The following is a 13,110-nucleotide window of genomic DNA, read 5'->3' as shown; positions in this document are numbered from 1 at the left end:
GGTTGTCATGCGGTCACTCCTGCGCCCGCTCGCGTTGCTCGTCGTTCCGTTGCTGGCACTCACCGCCTGCGGGGGCGCTGAGGAGGCGCCGGAGGCCGCGGCCGGGTCCCAGGCCGGGGCCGAGTCCGGGGCGTTCCCGGTGACGATCAAGAACAAGTTCGGCGAGACGGTCGTCAAGGAGGCGCCGAAGCGGGTGGTGGCGGTCGGGCTGGTGGAGCAGGACGCGCTGCTGGCGCTGGGCGTGGTGCCGGTGGCGACGACCGAGTGGTTCGGGGAGAAGCCCGGGGCGTTGTTCCCGTGGGCGAAGGAGAAGCTCGGCGACGGCGCGGTGCCGACGGTGCTGAAGGACAAGGACGGGATCCAGTTCGAGCAGATCGCGGCGCTGCAGCCGGATCTGATCATCGGGCTGTACTCCGGGATCACCGCCGACGACTACAAGAAGCTCACCGCGATCGCGCCAACCGTGGCGCAACCCACCGGGGTACCGGACTACGGCGTGGCCTGGCAGGACGTGGCCCGGACGGTCGGGCAGGCGGTCGGCAAGCCGAAGCAGGCCGACGAGCTGGTGAAGGGGATCGAGGCGCGGTTCGCCAAGGTGCGCGACGAGCACCCCGAGTTCCAGGGCAAGACGGCGCTGGCGGCGACGCCGTGGGAGGGCTACTTCATCTACGGCACCCAGGACCCGCGGTCGCGGTTGCTGACCGACTTCGGGTTCGCGCTGCCGGAGGGGCTGGACGAGGTGATCGGCGACAAGTTCGGCGGCAACGTCAGCGCCGAGCGGCTCTCGGTCCTCGACCAGCAGGTGCTGGTCTGGTTCCCGGCCAAGGGCGGTACGGCGAAGCTCAAGGCGGATCCGCTCTACAAGAACTTCAAGGTCCGCACCGAGGGCCGGGACGTCTTCATCGAGGAGAACTACGACGACCAGCTGTACGGCGCGATCCAGTTCGTCTCGGTGCTGAGCCTGCCGATCGTCCTCGACCAGCTGGTTCCCAAGCTGTCCACGGCAGTCGACGGAGACCCCGCCACGAACGCGTAACCGCGCGGAAAAAGACCTCGCCGTCGGCGGAGAGCCGTCGTAACCTCGGAAGAGGGTGGTGAGGTCGATGGAGTGGGTAGCTGTGCTGCTCCTTTTCTTGTTGTTGTGCGTGTTGCTCAACCTGCTGTTGCCGCAGCCGCCGGCGTCGCGCTGGCGCCGGGGGGTGCAGACGTCCGCGCGACGAGTCACCAAGCGGCTACGCCGGCAAACCGTGCCCGCGCCCGACCCGTTCGACACGCTCCGCCTGCAGACCCGGCTCGGCCACCTGGCCGGTGAGATCCGGCGGATCGAGTCCGCGCCCGGGGTGTACGCGCGTGCCCACAAGCTGATGGCCGTCGAGGCGGCGTACGACGACCTGCTCGACGAGGCCTGCCGTCTGGCCGGCGTGCCGGACGCGGACGACCTCGAGCGCAGTGAGGAGAAGCGCTGGCGCGAGGAACAGGCCCTCGCCTCCCGCGGCTGGTCCTGGTAGCCGCCCCGGTGTCGGGGGCGGACCTGGGGCGCTGGCAGAATCGGGGGCATGTCTGTAGCTGCGCCTGACCCCTCCGCAGCCGGATCCCAGCGTCGCCCTCGGGTGCTGTCCGGGATCCAGCCGACGGCCGACTCCTTCCACTTCGGCAACTACCTCGGTGCGTTGCGTCAGTGGGTGGCCCTGCAGGACGACCACGACGCGTTCTACTGCGTCGTCGACCTGCACGCGATCACGGTGGAGTACGACCCGAAGGCGCTGCGGGACCGGACCCGTCGTTCGGTGGCGCAGCTGCTCGCGGCCGGGATCGACCCGGAGCGGTCCACGCTGTTCGTCCAGTCGCACGTGCCCGAGCACGCCCAGCTGGGCTGGGTGCTGGGCTGCCTGACCGGGTTCGGCGAGGCCAGCCGGATGACGCAGTTCAAGGACAAGTCCGCCAAGGGCGGCGCCGACCGGGCCACCGTCGGTCTGTTCACCTACCCGATCCTGCAGGCCGCGGACATCCTGATCTACCAGGCCGACCGGGTCCCGGTGGGCGAGGACCAGCGCCAGCACCTGGAGCTGACCCGCGACCTGGCCCAGCGGTTCAACCACCGGTTCGGCAAGACCTTCCGGCTGCCCGAGCCGTACATCGTCAAGGAGACCGCGAAGATCGCGGACCTGCAGGACCCGACCGCCAAGATGAGCAAGTCCAGCTCGTCGCCGGCCGGCATCATCGACCTGCTCGACGACCCGAAGGTGAGCGCGAAGAAGATCCGCTCCGCGGTCACCGACTCCGGCCGCGACGTCGTCTTCGACCCGGAGAACAAGGCCGGCGTGGCCAACCTGCTGACCATCTACTCCGCGCTCACCGGCCGCAAGATCAGCGAGCTCGAGGACGAGTACGCCGGCCGCGGGTACGGCGACTTCAAGAAGGACCTGGCCGAGGTGGTGGTCGAGTTCGTCACGCCGTTCCGGGAGCAGACGCTCGGCTACCTGGACGACAAGGCCCAGCTGGACGCCATCCTGGCCGCCGGGGCCGAGCGCGCCCGGGCGGTGACCGAGCCGACGCTGCAGCGGGTGTACGACCGGCTGGGCTTCGTGCCCGGGCCGGCCCTCGGATCGGGCCGGTAGGCCCGCGGATGGCGACGATCGGTGTCGCGATCCCGATCGCCGAACCCTACGGCTCGGAATTGCAGAAGCACCGGGCCGACTTCGGTGATCCGATGGCCTTGTCGATCCCCACGCACGTCACCCTGCTGCCGCCGACCGAGATCGACGACGCCGACCTGGGGCTGATCGACGACCACCTGCTCGAGGTGGCCGCGCGGTTCCCGAGCTTCCGGATCCGGCTGCGCGGCACGGCGACGTTCCGGCCGATCTCGCCGGTGGTGTTCGTGCCGCTGGCCGAAGGCATCTCGTCCTGCGAGGTGCTGCAGTCGCAGGTCCGGTCGGGGCCGTTGCAGGTCGAACTCCGGTTCCCGTACCACCCGCACGTGACGGTGGCGCACGACCTGGACAAGGAGGCGCTGGACCGCGCGTACGACGCCCTCGCCGAGTACGACTGCGCCTTCGACGTCGACGCCTTCAGCCGGTACGAGCACGGCGCCGACGGCGTGTGGCGCCCCCAGCGCTCCTTCCCCCTGACAGGCTAGGTCTCCGTACGACGGGTACAGGAGATCAATGAACATCAAGGCGGCGTGGCGCCGGTTGAGCCGGACGCAGCTGTGGCGGGCCTGGCAGCGGTACGGCGACCGGCGGGGCAACCGGCTGGCGGGGGCGACGAGCTTCTTCGGGTTCCTGTCGATGTTCCCGCTGATCGTGCTGGCGGCGGCGGTCGTCGGCTCACTGCTCGGTGACGACGCGATCGAGAAGCTGAAGGAGACGCTGGAGAAGACCCTGCCCGGGATCGGCGACCGGATCGACATCGACTCGCTGGTCAGCCACGCCGGCACCATCGGGCTGATCTCGGCTGTCACGCTGCTGTTCACCGGCCTGGGCTGGATCGACTCGCTGCGGGCCTCGATCCGGTCCATGCACGAACTGGACGACGAGCCGGGCAACATCGTCCAGCTGAAGGTGGTCGACTTCGGCGCGCTGCTCGGGCTCGGCGTGATCGGCGTGATCGCCACCGGTGCCTCGTCGGTCCTGGCCGGGCTGTCGGAGCGCATCGTCGACTGGGCCGACCTGGAAGGAACCTGGCTGGCGCAGTGGGGTATCGAGGCCTGCAGCGTCGTGCTCGGCATCGGCGCCGGCGCCGTACTGGTCCTCTACATCCAGACGGCGTTGCCGCGGATCATCCTGCCGCGCAAGGTCGCGCTGATCGCCGCGCTGGCCGGCGGAATCCTGTTCTACGCGGCGCAGAAGCTCGGCAACGCCTACGTCGACCACGTGCTCGGCCGCAATGCGGCGTACGGCGCTCTGGCGTTGCCGCTGGCGCTGCTGGTGTGGATCTACCTGATCACGCGGGCGATCATGCTCATCGCAGCCTGGAGCAAGGAAGCGTGGCTCGACAAGCAGGCAGCTGAGGAGGCGGCCGCCGAGCCGGAACCGGAACCCGAGCCGGCACCGGAACCGCTGCTCGCCGGGCCGCCTGGCAAGCGCTACAAGGTCGTGCCGGTGCCGCAGAAGAAGGCGGACACGGTCGCCGTCGCCGCCGGCGCGGTGCTGGGCGTCACAGCCAGCGCTCTTGTCATGCAGCTGGCCAAAGCCGCCCGCTCGATCCGCCGGTAGCGCTAGTGCCGCCGCCTGCGGAGTGCGCGGGGGCGTCGGAGGAACAGGCCGAGGAGCAGGACCGGTGGTCCCGCGTAGGCCCACGCCGGGATGCGGACGACCAGTGACTGGACCGCCTGCCCCGGGTTGAGGACAGTACGGCTGCGTGGCGGCTGCGTCGCCGTACCGGACTCGGACTGCTTGCCGCCGACGGGGCCGCCGGCCGCCTTCGACGGCGGTGCGGCGGCGGGCTTGACCAGGGTGCCGACCGGGTTGAGCTGGTCGTAGTTCTTGAACGTCCAGCTGAGCAGGTTGGTCGCGTCCTCGGTGATGCCGTGCGGCGCGTTCATCAGCGTCACCACCAGGGTGTGGCCGTTGCGGCGGGCCGCGCCGATGAAAGTGTTGCGGGCCAGCGTCGTGTAGCCGGTCTTGATGCCGAGCGCGCCGTCGTAGTTGAACAGCAGCTTGTTCTGGTTCGCGACCTGGTACGTGCCCTTGTTGCCGACGTTCGGGAAGGCCGTGTACTTCGTCGACGCGTACTTGGCGAAGTCAGGCCGGGCCAGGCCCGCCCGCGCGAACAGAGCCAGGTCGTAGGCGCTGGAGTACTGTCCGTCGGCGTCCAGCCCGGTCGGGTCGGTCACCGTGGTGTCGTGCGCCCCGAGCTCCTTGGCCTTCTGGTTCATCCGCTGGATGGTGCTCTTGACGCCACCCTGGTCGTGGACGCACAGGGCGTGCACCGCGTCGTTGCCGGACGCCAGGAACATGCCCTGGAAGAGCAGGTCGACCGAGTAGCGCAGCCCGGGGTGGACGCCGACCTTGCTGCCCACGATCCCGGCGTCGCCGTCGGTGCCGACCAGCACGTCCGACTTCTTCAGCCGGGGCAGCAGCACGAGCGCGGTGAGGGTCTTGAGCGTGCTGGCGGGCCGCAGCTTGGCGTGCGGCGCCTTCGCGGCCAGCACCTCGCCGGTGTCGATGTCGGCGACGACGTACGCCGATGCCTGGACGGCCGGCGGTGTCGCGCCATCGGCGACCACCGTCGGCTTCGTGGTCAGCAGGTCGCCGCCGACCGGGCCTTGTGGGCCCTGGCCGGCGGCGGTTGCTGTCAGCGGACCGCTGACCACCAGTGCGGCGGTAGCGGCTGCCGTCAGAAGCACACGCATCGGCGGCACTCTAGACGGCGACAGGGTTAGGCGTCACGCCCGGTACGCGGTCCACATGTTGCTGATCCGCGTGCTCTGCCCGGGAGTGAACTGGTTGTAGCAGGCGTCGTACGAGTAGTCCATGTAGTTGTGGATCGGGTCCAGACCGGGCAGCGAGCAGGAGTCGCGGCCGGTCGGGCAGCCGTTGGTGGCGCTGCCCTGGGCCGGCGTGTCGGACACGGAGTCATTCGTGCTCGTGCAGCCGCCCTGGAACGTGTGGTAGAGCCCGAACCAGTGGCCGGCCTCGTGCGTGGCGGTCTTGCCGAGGTTGTAGTTCGTCGACGAACCACCCGGCAGCGAGCTGTACTGCACCCGGATACCGTCGATCGACGGGTTGCTCGCGTAGTCCCACGGGAACGTCGCGATACCGAGGTAGGAGAAGTTGACCAGCCAGATGTTGAGCGCGTTCTTGCCGCCCTTGCGGGTCTGCGAGCGGTAGGTGGTGCTCTGGCCGTCGCGGTGCCAGGTGCTGTTGTTGTAGCGGTAGGTGCCGGCCAGGTAGAAGCTGAAACCGGTGTTCGCGGCCTGGGACGACTCGCCGCCGGCGAAGTTCTGGTTCAGCTCGGCGATCTGCTGCGAGATCTGGGTGTTGGTCACGTCACCGGCGCCGGAGCTGCTGCGCATCACGTGCACGTACACGGGCACGCTCGCGGCGGCCAGCGTGCCGGCCTTCGGCGCCAGCCCGCGGGCTGCCTTCGCCTTCAGGATCTGCACGGTCTTCGCGTCGATCGCCTTCTGCTCGGCCACGGACAGCTCGCGGTGGTCAGCCTCCTGGCCGCCGCGCGCCGAGGTCGGGTCGGCCGGCATGAAGCAGGGGTTGCCGACCTGGTCGACCGGCAGCTTCGCCGACGCCTGACCGCCGAGTGGGCTGAACGTGAGCGCCGTACCGGCCAGCAGAACGGCCAGGGCGCGGGGACGGGTGATGAAAGATCGCATAGGAGCGTCCTCCGGAAAAGGGCCGCTTGGGCGGTGCGGCCGAATCCCCCGATTTTCCGCACGATCCCGGGAAGTGCAAACCCATCCGCTGACAGTTGAGTGCCACGGCACCACCGCGCCGGACGTTGACACGAGAGGGGTAGGCTTGAGTCAATGGACTGGTTGTAGACCAATAGACCGTGGGAGTGGCCGTGGCTTCTGGTGGTGGGAAGTTGAGCGTGCAGGAGCTCCGGGACCTGGTGGCTCGAGGTCAGGTCGACACCGTGCTGGTGGCGATCACCGACATGCAGGGCCGGTTGCAGGGCAAGCGCTGCGGCGGGCGGTACTTCGTCGAGGAGGTGCTGAAACACGGCACCGAGGGCTGCAACTACCTGCTCGCCGTGGACGTCGACATGAACACCGTGGACGGCTACGAGATGTCCTCCTGGGACCGCGGGTACGGCGACCTGGTGATGGCGCCCGACCTGGACACGCTCCGGCTGGTCCCATGGCAGCCGGGCACGGCGCTGGTGCTGTGCGACGTCGAGTGGCTGGACGGCACGCCGGTGGTGGCGTCGCCGCGGCAGGTGCTCAAGGCGCAGCTCGAGCGGCTGGCCGAGCGCGGCATGAAGGCGTACGTCGGCACCGAGCTCGAGTTCATCGTCTTCGACGACACCTACGAGGCCGCGTGGGACAAGCGCTACCGCGACCTCACCCCGGGCAACCAGTACAACGTCGACTACTCGCTGCTCGGCACCGCCCGGGTCGAGCCGCTGCTGCGCGCCATCCGCAACGGGATGACCGGCGCAGGCATGTACGTCGAGTCGGCCAAGGGCGAGTGCAACCTCGGCCAGCACGAGATCGCGTTCCGGTACGACGAGGCCGTCGTCACCTGCGACAACCACTCGATCTACAAGAACGGCGCGAAGGAGATCGCCGCCAACCACGGCAAGAGCCTGACCTTCATGGCCAAGTACGACGAGCGCGAGGGCAACTCGTGCCACATCCACCTGAGCTTCCGGTCCACCGAGGGCGCCGCGGTCCTGGCCGGTGACCGCGATCACGGGTTCTCCGAGCTGATGGAGCAGTTCATCGCCGGCCAGCTCGCCTGCCTGTCCGAGTTCACCTACCTGCTGGCGCCGAACATCAACTCCTACAAGCGGTTCAGCAAGGGCAGCTTCGCGCCGACCGCGGTCGCCTGGGGCCTGGACAACCGCACCTGCTCGCTCCGCGTGGTCGGCCACGGCGAGTCGCTGCGGGTGGAGAACCGGCTGCCCGGAGGTGACGTGAACCCGTACCTCGGCGTCGCCGCGATCATCGCCTCCGGCCTCTACGGCATCGAGAACGAGCTGGAGCTCGAGCCGCTGCTGGAGGGCAACGCCTACGAGTCGGACAAGGAGCACGTGCCGTCGACCCTGCGTGAGGCGGCCGCGCTGTTCACCGGCTCGAAGATCGCCCGCGAGGCGTTCGGCGACGAGATGGTCGACCACTACGCCAACGCGGCCCGGGTCGAGCTCGACGCGTACGACGCCGCCGTCACCGACTGGGAGCGCATCCGTGGCTTCGAACGCCTTTAGCCCCCGCATCGGCATCACGACGTACCTGGAGCCGGCCTCGTGGGGGATCTGGCAGCGTGAAGCGGCGCTGCTGCCGAAGGTCTATCTCGATGCGGTCGTGGCCGCCGGCGGCGTACCGCTGTTGTTGCCTCCGGTCGGCACCGATCCGACCGTCCTGGAGTTGCTCGACGGTCTGGTCGTGTCCGGCGGCTGCGACGTCGATCCCGGCGCGTACGGCGCTCGGTCGCACCCGGAGACGGTCGACACCAGACCCGGCCGGGACGAGCATGAGCGGATCCTGATCAGCGCGGCCCTCGACCGGGACCTGCCGTTGCTGGCGGTCTGCCGCGGACTGCAGATGCTCAACGTCACGCTCGGCGGCACGCTGCACCAGCACCTGCCGGAGGTCGTGGCCCACGACGAGCACCGGCCGATGCCGGCGATCTTCGGCACGACCGAGGTCAAGGTCGAGCCGGACACGCTGGCCGCACGGATCTTCGGCGACCGCACGAGCGGGCGCTGCTACCACCACCAGGCCCTCGACGTCGTCGCCCCGACCCTGCGGGTGACCGCCCGCGCGGGTGACGGGACCGTCGAAGCGGCCGAGGTGGACGGGCGCGACTTCGCCATCGGCGTGCAGTGGCACCCGGAGGAGAACGCCGAAGACCTGCGGCTGTTCACGGCCCTGATCGAAGCATCCAGGAGAAGTTCATGACGCACGACGTGATCAACCCGGCCACCGAGAAGGTGGTCCGGACGATCTCGCTGGCGACCGAGGCGGACGCCGACGCGGCGATCGCCCGGGCCGCGAAGGCCTTCGAGACCTGGCGGAACGTCACGCCCGCGGACCGCGGCCGGCTGCTGCGCCGGTTCGCGGATGCGGTCGACGCCGACCTGGAGAACCTGGCCGCGCTGGAGGTCGAGAACGCCGGCCACACGATCGGCAACGCGCGCTGGGAGGCGGGCAACGTCCGGGACGTGCTGACCTACTACTCGGCCGCTCCGGAACGCCTGTTCGGCAAGCAGATTCCCGTTGCCGGCGGCATCGACGTGACGTTCCACGAGCCGCTCGGCGTGGTCGGCGTGATCGTGCCGTGGAACTTCCCGATGCCGATCGCCGGCTGGGGTTTCGCGCCCGCGCTGGCGGCCGGCAACACCGTCGTGCTGAAGCCGGCCGAGCTGACGCCGCTGACCGCGATCCGGCTCGGTGAGCTGGCGCTGGAGGCCGGGCTGCCGCCGGGCGTGTTCGAGGTGGTGCCGGGCCAGGGGTCGGTCGTCGGGCAGCGGTTCGTCACGCATCCCGCCGTACGCAAGGTGGTCTTCACCGGGTCGACCGCGGTCGGCAAGCAGATCATGGCCGGGTGTGCCGAGCAGGTGAAGCGGGTGACGCTCGAGCTCGGCGGGAAGTCGGCCAACGTCGTGTTCGCCGACGCGGACCTGGAGAAGGCCGCGGCCCATGCGCCGTACGGCGTGTTCGACAACGCCGGCCAGGACTGCTGCGCGCGGTCGCGGATCCTGGTCGAGCGGACGGCGTACGACCGGTTCCTGGAGCTGCTCGAGCCGGCGGTGAAGGGGTTCAAGGTCGGTGATCCGAGTGATCCGGCGACCGAGATGGGGCCGCTGATCTCGGCCGAGCAGCTCGCCAAGGTCGAGTCCTACGTGGAGAACGTGGCGTTTCAGGGGACGGCGCCCAGTGGTCCCGGCTTCTGGTTCCCACCGACCGTGCTGACCGCGCCGAGTGAGCGGGTGCTTCGGGAGGAGATCTTCGGGCCGGTGGTCGCGGTCGTGCCGTTCGAGGACGAGGCGGACGCGCTGCGGATCGCGAACGACAGCGAGTACGGGCTGTCCGGGTCGATCTGGACCCGGGACGTCGGCCGTGCGCTGCGGGTCGGTCGCGGTGTCGAGGCGGGCAACCTGTCGGTCAACTCGAACTCGTCCGTGCGGTACTCGACGCCGTTCGGCGGCTACAAGCAGTCCGGCCTCGGCCGCGAGCTCGGCCCGGACGCGCTGGACGCGTTCACCGAGACCAAGAACATCTTCATCAGCACGGAGGACTGAATGGACGTGAAGGCAAGCCGGCTGGAGGGCCGGGTCGCGGTGGTCACCGGCGGGGCGAGCGGGATCGGCCTGGCCACGGTACGGCGGCTCGCGGCGGAGGGCGCGCACGTCGTCATCGGTGACCTCGACCCCGCCGCCGGAAAGGCTGCCGCGGACGAGGCCGGCGGGTTGTTCGTCGCCACCGACGTCACCGACGCGGCTGCGGTGGACAATCTCTTCAAGCAGGCCTTCGACACCTACGGCAGCGTCGACATCGCATTCAACAACGCGGGCATCTCGCCGCCGGACGACGCGTCGATCCTGGACACCGGGCTCGAGGCGTGGCGCAAGGTGCAGGAGGTCAACCTGACCTCGGTGTACCTGTGCTGCAAGGCCGCGATCCCTTACATGCAACGGCAGGGCAAGGGCTCGATCATCAACACGGCGTCGTTCGTCGCGGTGATGGGCGCGGCCACCTCGCAGATCTCGTACTCCGCGTCCAAGGGCGGCGTGCTGGCGATGAGCCGCGAGCTCGGCGTCGAGTTCGCCCGGCAGGGGATCCGGGTCAACGCGCTCTGCCCGGGCCCGGTGAACACGCCGCTGCTCACCGAGCTGTTCGCGAAGGACCCGGAGCGGGCCGAGCGCCGGCTGGTACACGTGCCGATGGGGCGGTTCGGCGAGCCGGAGGAGATCGCGGCCGCGGTCGCCTTCCTGGCCAGCGACGACGCCTCCTTCATCACCGCCAACACGTTCCTGGTGGACGGCGGCATCTCGGGCGCGTACGTGACCCCGCTCTAGTCTGTGACCATGGTTGCCCAGGCAGACGATGCGTTGTTCCGGCCGGTCCGGACCGGGAACCCGTTCGAGGAGACGGTCGAACGGTTGCTGCAGGCAATCAAACTCGGGGTCGTGGTGCCGGGGGACCGGCTGCCGTCCGAACGCGACCTGGCGGCCCGGCTGAACGTCAGCCGGGTCACCCTGCGCGAGGCGATCCACGCGCTGACCGAGGCGGGCTACGTCGAGTCCCGGCGCGGGCGATACGGCGGCACGTTCGTCAACGAGCAGTTGCCGAAGCCCCGCCGTACCCCGGCCAAGCGACTGGCCCGCGAGCTGGGTGACGGCTTGGACGACGCCTTGGTACTGCGTGCCGCCTTGGAAACCGGGGCCGCGGAGGCGGCCGCCGCCCGGTCGCTGAGCGCCGCCGAGGAGGAGCACCTCCGCCGGTGTCTCGCGGAAACCTCGGCCGCCTCGCTGACCGACTACCGCCGCCTGGATTCGCGGCTGCACCTGGCGATCGCGGAGGTCACCGGCTCTCCGTCGCTCACCTCGGCGACGGCCGACGCCCGGATGCGGCTGAACGAACTGCTGGACGCGATCCCTTTGCTGGAACGCAACATCGAGCACTCCAACGAGCAGCACGAGGCGATCGTCGACGCGATCCTGGCCGGGGACGTCGAGGCCGCCCGCCGCGCGATGCAGGAACACCTGTCCGGCACCGCGGCCCTGCTCAGAGCCTTCCTCAGTTTCCCTTGACACCGGTTGTGGCGCATGTCTCAATGATCTCCAAAGGTCTAGGGGGAGACCATTGAAGCTGCTGCCCCGAGGAGGCGCCGGTGAGCAAGGACGAGAGTGTTGTCGAGCCGACAGCCCTGACCGAGGACGAGAAACGCCTGCACCAGCTGGGGTACGCGCAGGAGTTGTCCAGGACGATGTCCGGGTTCTCCAACTTCGCGGTGTCGTTCACGATCATCTCGATCCTGTCCGGCTGCCTGACGCTGTACGGGTTCGGGATGAACACCGGCGGACCGGTGATGATCGTGTGGGGCTGGCCGATCGTCGGCCTGATGACGTTGTTCGTCGGCCTCGCGATGGCCGAGGTGTGCTCGAGCTACCCGACCGCGGGCGGCCTGTACTACTGGTCCGCCAAGCTCGCTTCGAAGAACGGCCCGGCCTGGTCCTGGTTCACCGGCTGGTTCAACTTCCTCGGCCAGGTCGCGGTGACCGCGGGCATCGACTTCGGCGCCGCGTTCTTCCTGAACGCGTTCCTCGACCTGCAGTTCGGCTTCAGCGCGACGCCGGGGCACACCATCCTGCTGTTCGGCATCATCCTGCTGGTGCACGGGTTGCTGAACTCGCTCGGCGTGAAGCTGGTCGCGCGGCTCAACGACATCAGCGTTTGGTGGCACATCGCCGGCGTGCTGTTCATCGTCGGCGCGCTCGTCGTGCTGCCGGACAACCACCAGTCGGCCGGGTTCGTGTTCGGTGAGTTCGTCAACAACACCGGCTGGGGCTCGACGTTCTACGTGGCCCTGCTCGGCCTGCTGCTGGCGCAGTACACCTTCACCGGGTACGACGCCTCCGCGCACATGACCGAGGAGACGCACGACGCGGCCCGGTCGGGGCCGCGCGGGATCGTGATGTCGATCCTGGTCTCGCTCGGCGCCGGGTGGGTGCTGCTGATCGGCCTCACGTTCGCGATCCAGAGCTACGACGGCGCCCTCGAGAGCGAGACCGGTGTGCCGCCCGCGCAGATCTTCATCGACGCGGTCGGGCTGACGATGGGCAAGGTGCTGCTGCTGGTCGTGATCGGGGCGCAGCTGTTCTGCGGGATGTCATCGGTGACGGCGAACTCGCGGATGATCTACGCGTTCTCCCGCGACGGCGCGCTGCCCGGGTCGAAGTTCTGGCACCGGATCAACCACCGGACCCGGACGCCCACCAACGCGATCTGGCTGGCCGCCGGCGGCTCTTTCCTGCTCGGCCTGCCATACCTGTGGAACGTGACCGCGTACGCCGCGGTGACCTCGATCGCGGTGATCGGGCTCTACATCGCCTACGTGCTGCCGACCCTGCTCCGGTTGCTGCAGGGGTCCGACTTCCAGCCCGGCCCGTGGTCGCTCGGCCGCTGGAGCCGGCCGATCGGCATCGTGGCGATCGTCTGGGTCGCCTTCATCACGATCCTGTTCATGCTGCCCCAGGTCAGCCCGGTCAGCGGCAGCACCTTCAACTACACGCCGGTCGCCGTACTGGTCGTCCTCGGCTTCGCGACGGTCTACTGGCTCGTCTCCGCCCGCCGCTGGTTCGAGGGCCCCAAGGTCCAGGGCACCGAGGAGGAGCTGGCCGCGATCGAACGCGACCTCGAATCCATCTAACTTTCAACCACAACGACTCGGTCGCCGGGGTTCCGGCGGCCGAGTCGTGCGTTGC

The 13,110-nt window shown here is 69.3% G+C and carries 13 protein-coding genes; 11 read left to right on the top strand and 2 right to left on the bottom strand.

Going from position 1 to position 13,110, the window contains the following annotated elements; all coding sequences use genetic code 11:
* The first annotated feature begins 7 nt into the window (after positions 1-7).
* From ACWCOV_RS03655 to ACWCOV_RS03635, 5 genes are all read left to right on the top strand, one after another.
* Positions 8-1,036: an iron-siderophore ABC transporter substrate-binding protein gene (locus tag ACWCOV_RS03655; RefSeq protein ID WP_449827662.1), complete on the top strand. Its 1,029-nt coding sequence runs from the start codon at positions 8-10 to the stop codon at positions 1,034-1,036.
* Positions 1,037-1,118: 82 nt separating this feature from the next.
* Positions 1,119-1,508, top strand: a complete 390-nt coding sequence (locus ACWCOV_RS03650) for a hypothetical protein (protein WP_449827661.1) — start codon at positions 1,119-1,121, stop codon at positions 1,506-1,508.
* 48 nt (positions 1,509-1,556) lie between these two features.
* Positions 1,557-2,618, top strand: a complete 1,062-nt coding sequence (gene trpS, locus ACWCOV_RS03645; protein ID WP_449827660.1) for a tryptophan--tRNA ligase — start codon at positions 1,557-1,559, stop codon at positions 2,616-2,618.
* Positions 2,619-2,626: 8 nt separating this feature from the next.
* On the top strand, positions 2,627-3,139 hold the full coding sequence (locus ACWCOV_RS03640; protein WP_449827659.1) for a 2'-5' RNA ligase family protein: 513 nt from the start codon (positions 2,627-2,629) through the stop codon (positions 3,137-3,139).
* A gap of 28 nt (positions 3,140-3,167) precedes the next feature.
* Positions 3,168-4,217, top strand: coding sequence for a YihY/virulence factor BrkB family protein (locus ACWCOV_RS03635; protein ID WP_449827658.1), 1,050 nt, complete (start codon positions 3,168-3,170; stop codon positions 4,215-4,217).
* 2 nt (positions 4,218-4,219) lie between these two features.
* Here the strand turns inward: ACWCOV_RS03635 and ACWCOV_RS03630 are convergent, their stop codons facing one another.
* Together ACWCOV_RS03630 and ACWCOV_RS03625 are read right to left on the bottom strand one after the other, a co-directional pair.
* The gene (locus ACWCOV_RS03630) at positions 4,220-5,356 is read right to left on the bottom strand and encodes a D-alanyl-D-alanine carboxypeptidase family protein (protein ID WP_449827657.1); all 1,137 of its coding nucleotides are present in this window, start codon (positions 5,354-5,356) and stop codon (positions 4,220-4,222) included.
* A gap of 33 nt (positions 5,357-5,389) precedes the next feature.
* Complete coding sequence (locus ACWCOV_RS03625; protein WP_449827656.1) at positions 5,390-6,331, bottom strand: zinc metalloprotease; 942 nt, start codon at positions 6,329-6,331, stop codon at positions 5,390-5,392.
* Between the two features lie 191 nt (positions 6,332-6,522).
* Between ACWCOV_RS03625 and ACWCOV_RS03620 the strand changes: the two genes are divergently transcribed.
* The 6 genes from ACWCOV_RS03620 to ACWCOV_RS03595 all read left to right on the top strand — a co-directional run bounded on the left by ACWCOV_RS03620 (position 6,523) and on the right by ACWCOV_RS03595 (position 13,055).
* On the top strand, positions 6,523-7,887 hold the full coding sequence (locus ACWCOV_RS03620; protein ID WP_449827655.1) for a glutamine synthetase family protein: 1,365 nt from the start codon (positions 6,523-6,525) through the stop codon (positions 7,885-7,887).
* Positions 7,868-8,581 carry a gamma-glutamyl-gamma-aminobutyrate hydrolase family protein gene (locus ACWCOV_RS03615; RefSeq protein WP_449827654.1) on the top strand — a complete coding sequence of 238 codons (714 nt, stop codon included), beginning with the start codon at positions 7,868-7,870 and terminating at the stop codon, positions 8,579-8,581. The genes ACWCOV_RS03620 and ACWCOV_RS03615 overlap by 20 nt, the downstream gene beginning before the upstream one ends.
* Positions 8,578-9,924: an aldehyde dehydrogenase family protein gene (locus ACWCOV_RS03610; protein WP_449827653.1), complete on the top strand. Its 1,347-nt coding sequence runs from the start codon at positions 8,578-8,580 to the stop codon at positions 9,922-9,924. The genes ACWCOV_RS03615 and ACWCOV_RS03610 overlap by 4 nt, the downstream gene beginning before the upstream one ends.
* Positions 9,925-10,701, top strand: a complete 777-nt coding sequence (locus ACWCOV_RS03605; protein ID WP_449827652.1) for a 3-oxoacyl-ACP reductase — start codon at positions 9,925-9,927, stop codon at positions 10,699-10,701. It begins immediately after the preceding gene.
* Between the two features lie 9 nt (positions 10,702-10,710).
* Positions 10,711-11,436, top strand: coding sequence for a FadR/GntR family transcriptional regulator (locus ACWCOV_RS03600; protein ID WP_449827651.1), 726 nt, complete (start codon positions 10,711-10,713; stop codon positions 11,434-11,436).
* Positions 11,437-11,516: 80 nt separating this feature from the next.
* The gene (locus ACWCOV_RS03595; RefSeq protein WP_449827650.1) at positions 11,517-13,055 is read left to right on the top strand and encodes an amino acid permease; all 1,539 of its coding nucleotides are present in this window, start codon (positions 11,517-11,519) and stop codon (positions 13,053-13,055) included.
* The last annotated feature ends 55 nt before the right edge of the window (positions 13,056-13,110 follow it).

The organism is Kribbella sp. NPDC002412, assembly GCF_053592935.1.
The sequence above is the reverse complement of the archived record's forward strand: the minus strand, read 5'-3'. Positions and strand labels throughout refer to the sequence as shown.

Bases quoted from the DNA above. Each gene is read 5' to 3' on its own strand.
- ACWCOV_RS03630 (WP_449827657.1), bottom strand. From the start codon at position 5,356: ATGCGTGTGCTTCTGACGGCAGCCGCTACCGCCGCACTGGTGGTCAGC.
- ACWCOV_RS03655 (WP_449827662.1), top strand. From the start codon at position 8: ATGCGGTCACTCCTGCGCCCGCTCGCGTTGCTCGTCGTTCCGTTGCTG.
- ACWCOV_RS03635 (WP_449827658.1), top strand. From the start codon at position 3,168: ATGAACATCAAGGCGGCGTGGCGCCGGTTGAGCCGGACGCAGCTGTGG.
- trpS (WP_449827660.1), top strand. From the start codon at position 1,557: ATGTCTGTAGCTGCGCCTGACCCCTCCGCAGCCGGATCCCAGCGTCGC.
- ACWCOV_RS03605 (WP_449827652.1), top strand. From the start codon at position 9,925: ATGGACGTGAAGGCAAGCCGGCTGGAGGGCCGGGTCGCGGTGGTCACC.
- ACWCOV_RS03600 (WP_449827651.1), top strand. From the start codon at position 10,711: ATGGTTGCCCAGGCAGACGATGCGTTGTTCCGGCCGGTCCGGACCGGG.
- ACWCOV_RS03640 (WP_449827659.1), top strand. From the start codon at position 2,627: ATGGCGACGATCGGTGTCGCGATCCCGATCGCCGAACCCTACGGCTCG.
- ACWCOV_RS03625 (WP_449827656.1), bottom strand. From the start codon at position 6,331: ATGCGATCTTTCATCACCCGTCCCCGCGCCCTGGCCGTTCTGCTGGCC.
- ACWCOV_RS03610 (WP_449827653.1), top strand. From the start codon at position 8,578: ATGACGCACGACGTGATCAACCCGGCCACCGAGAAGGTGGTCCGGACG.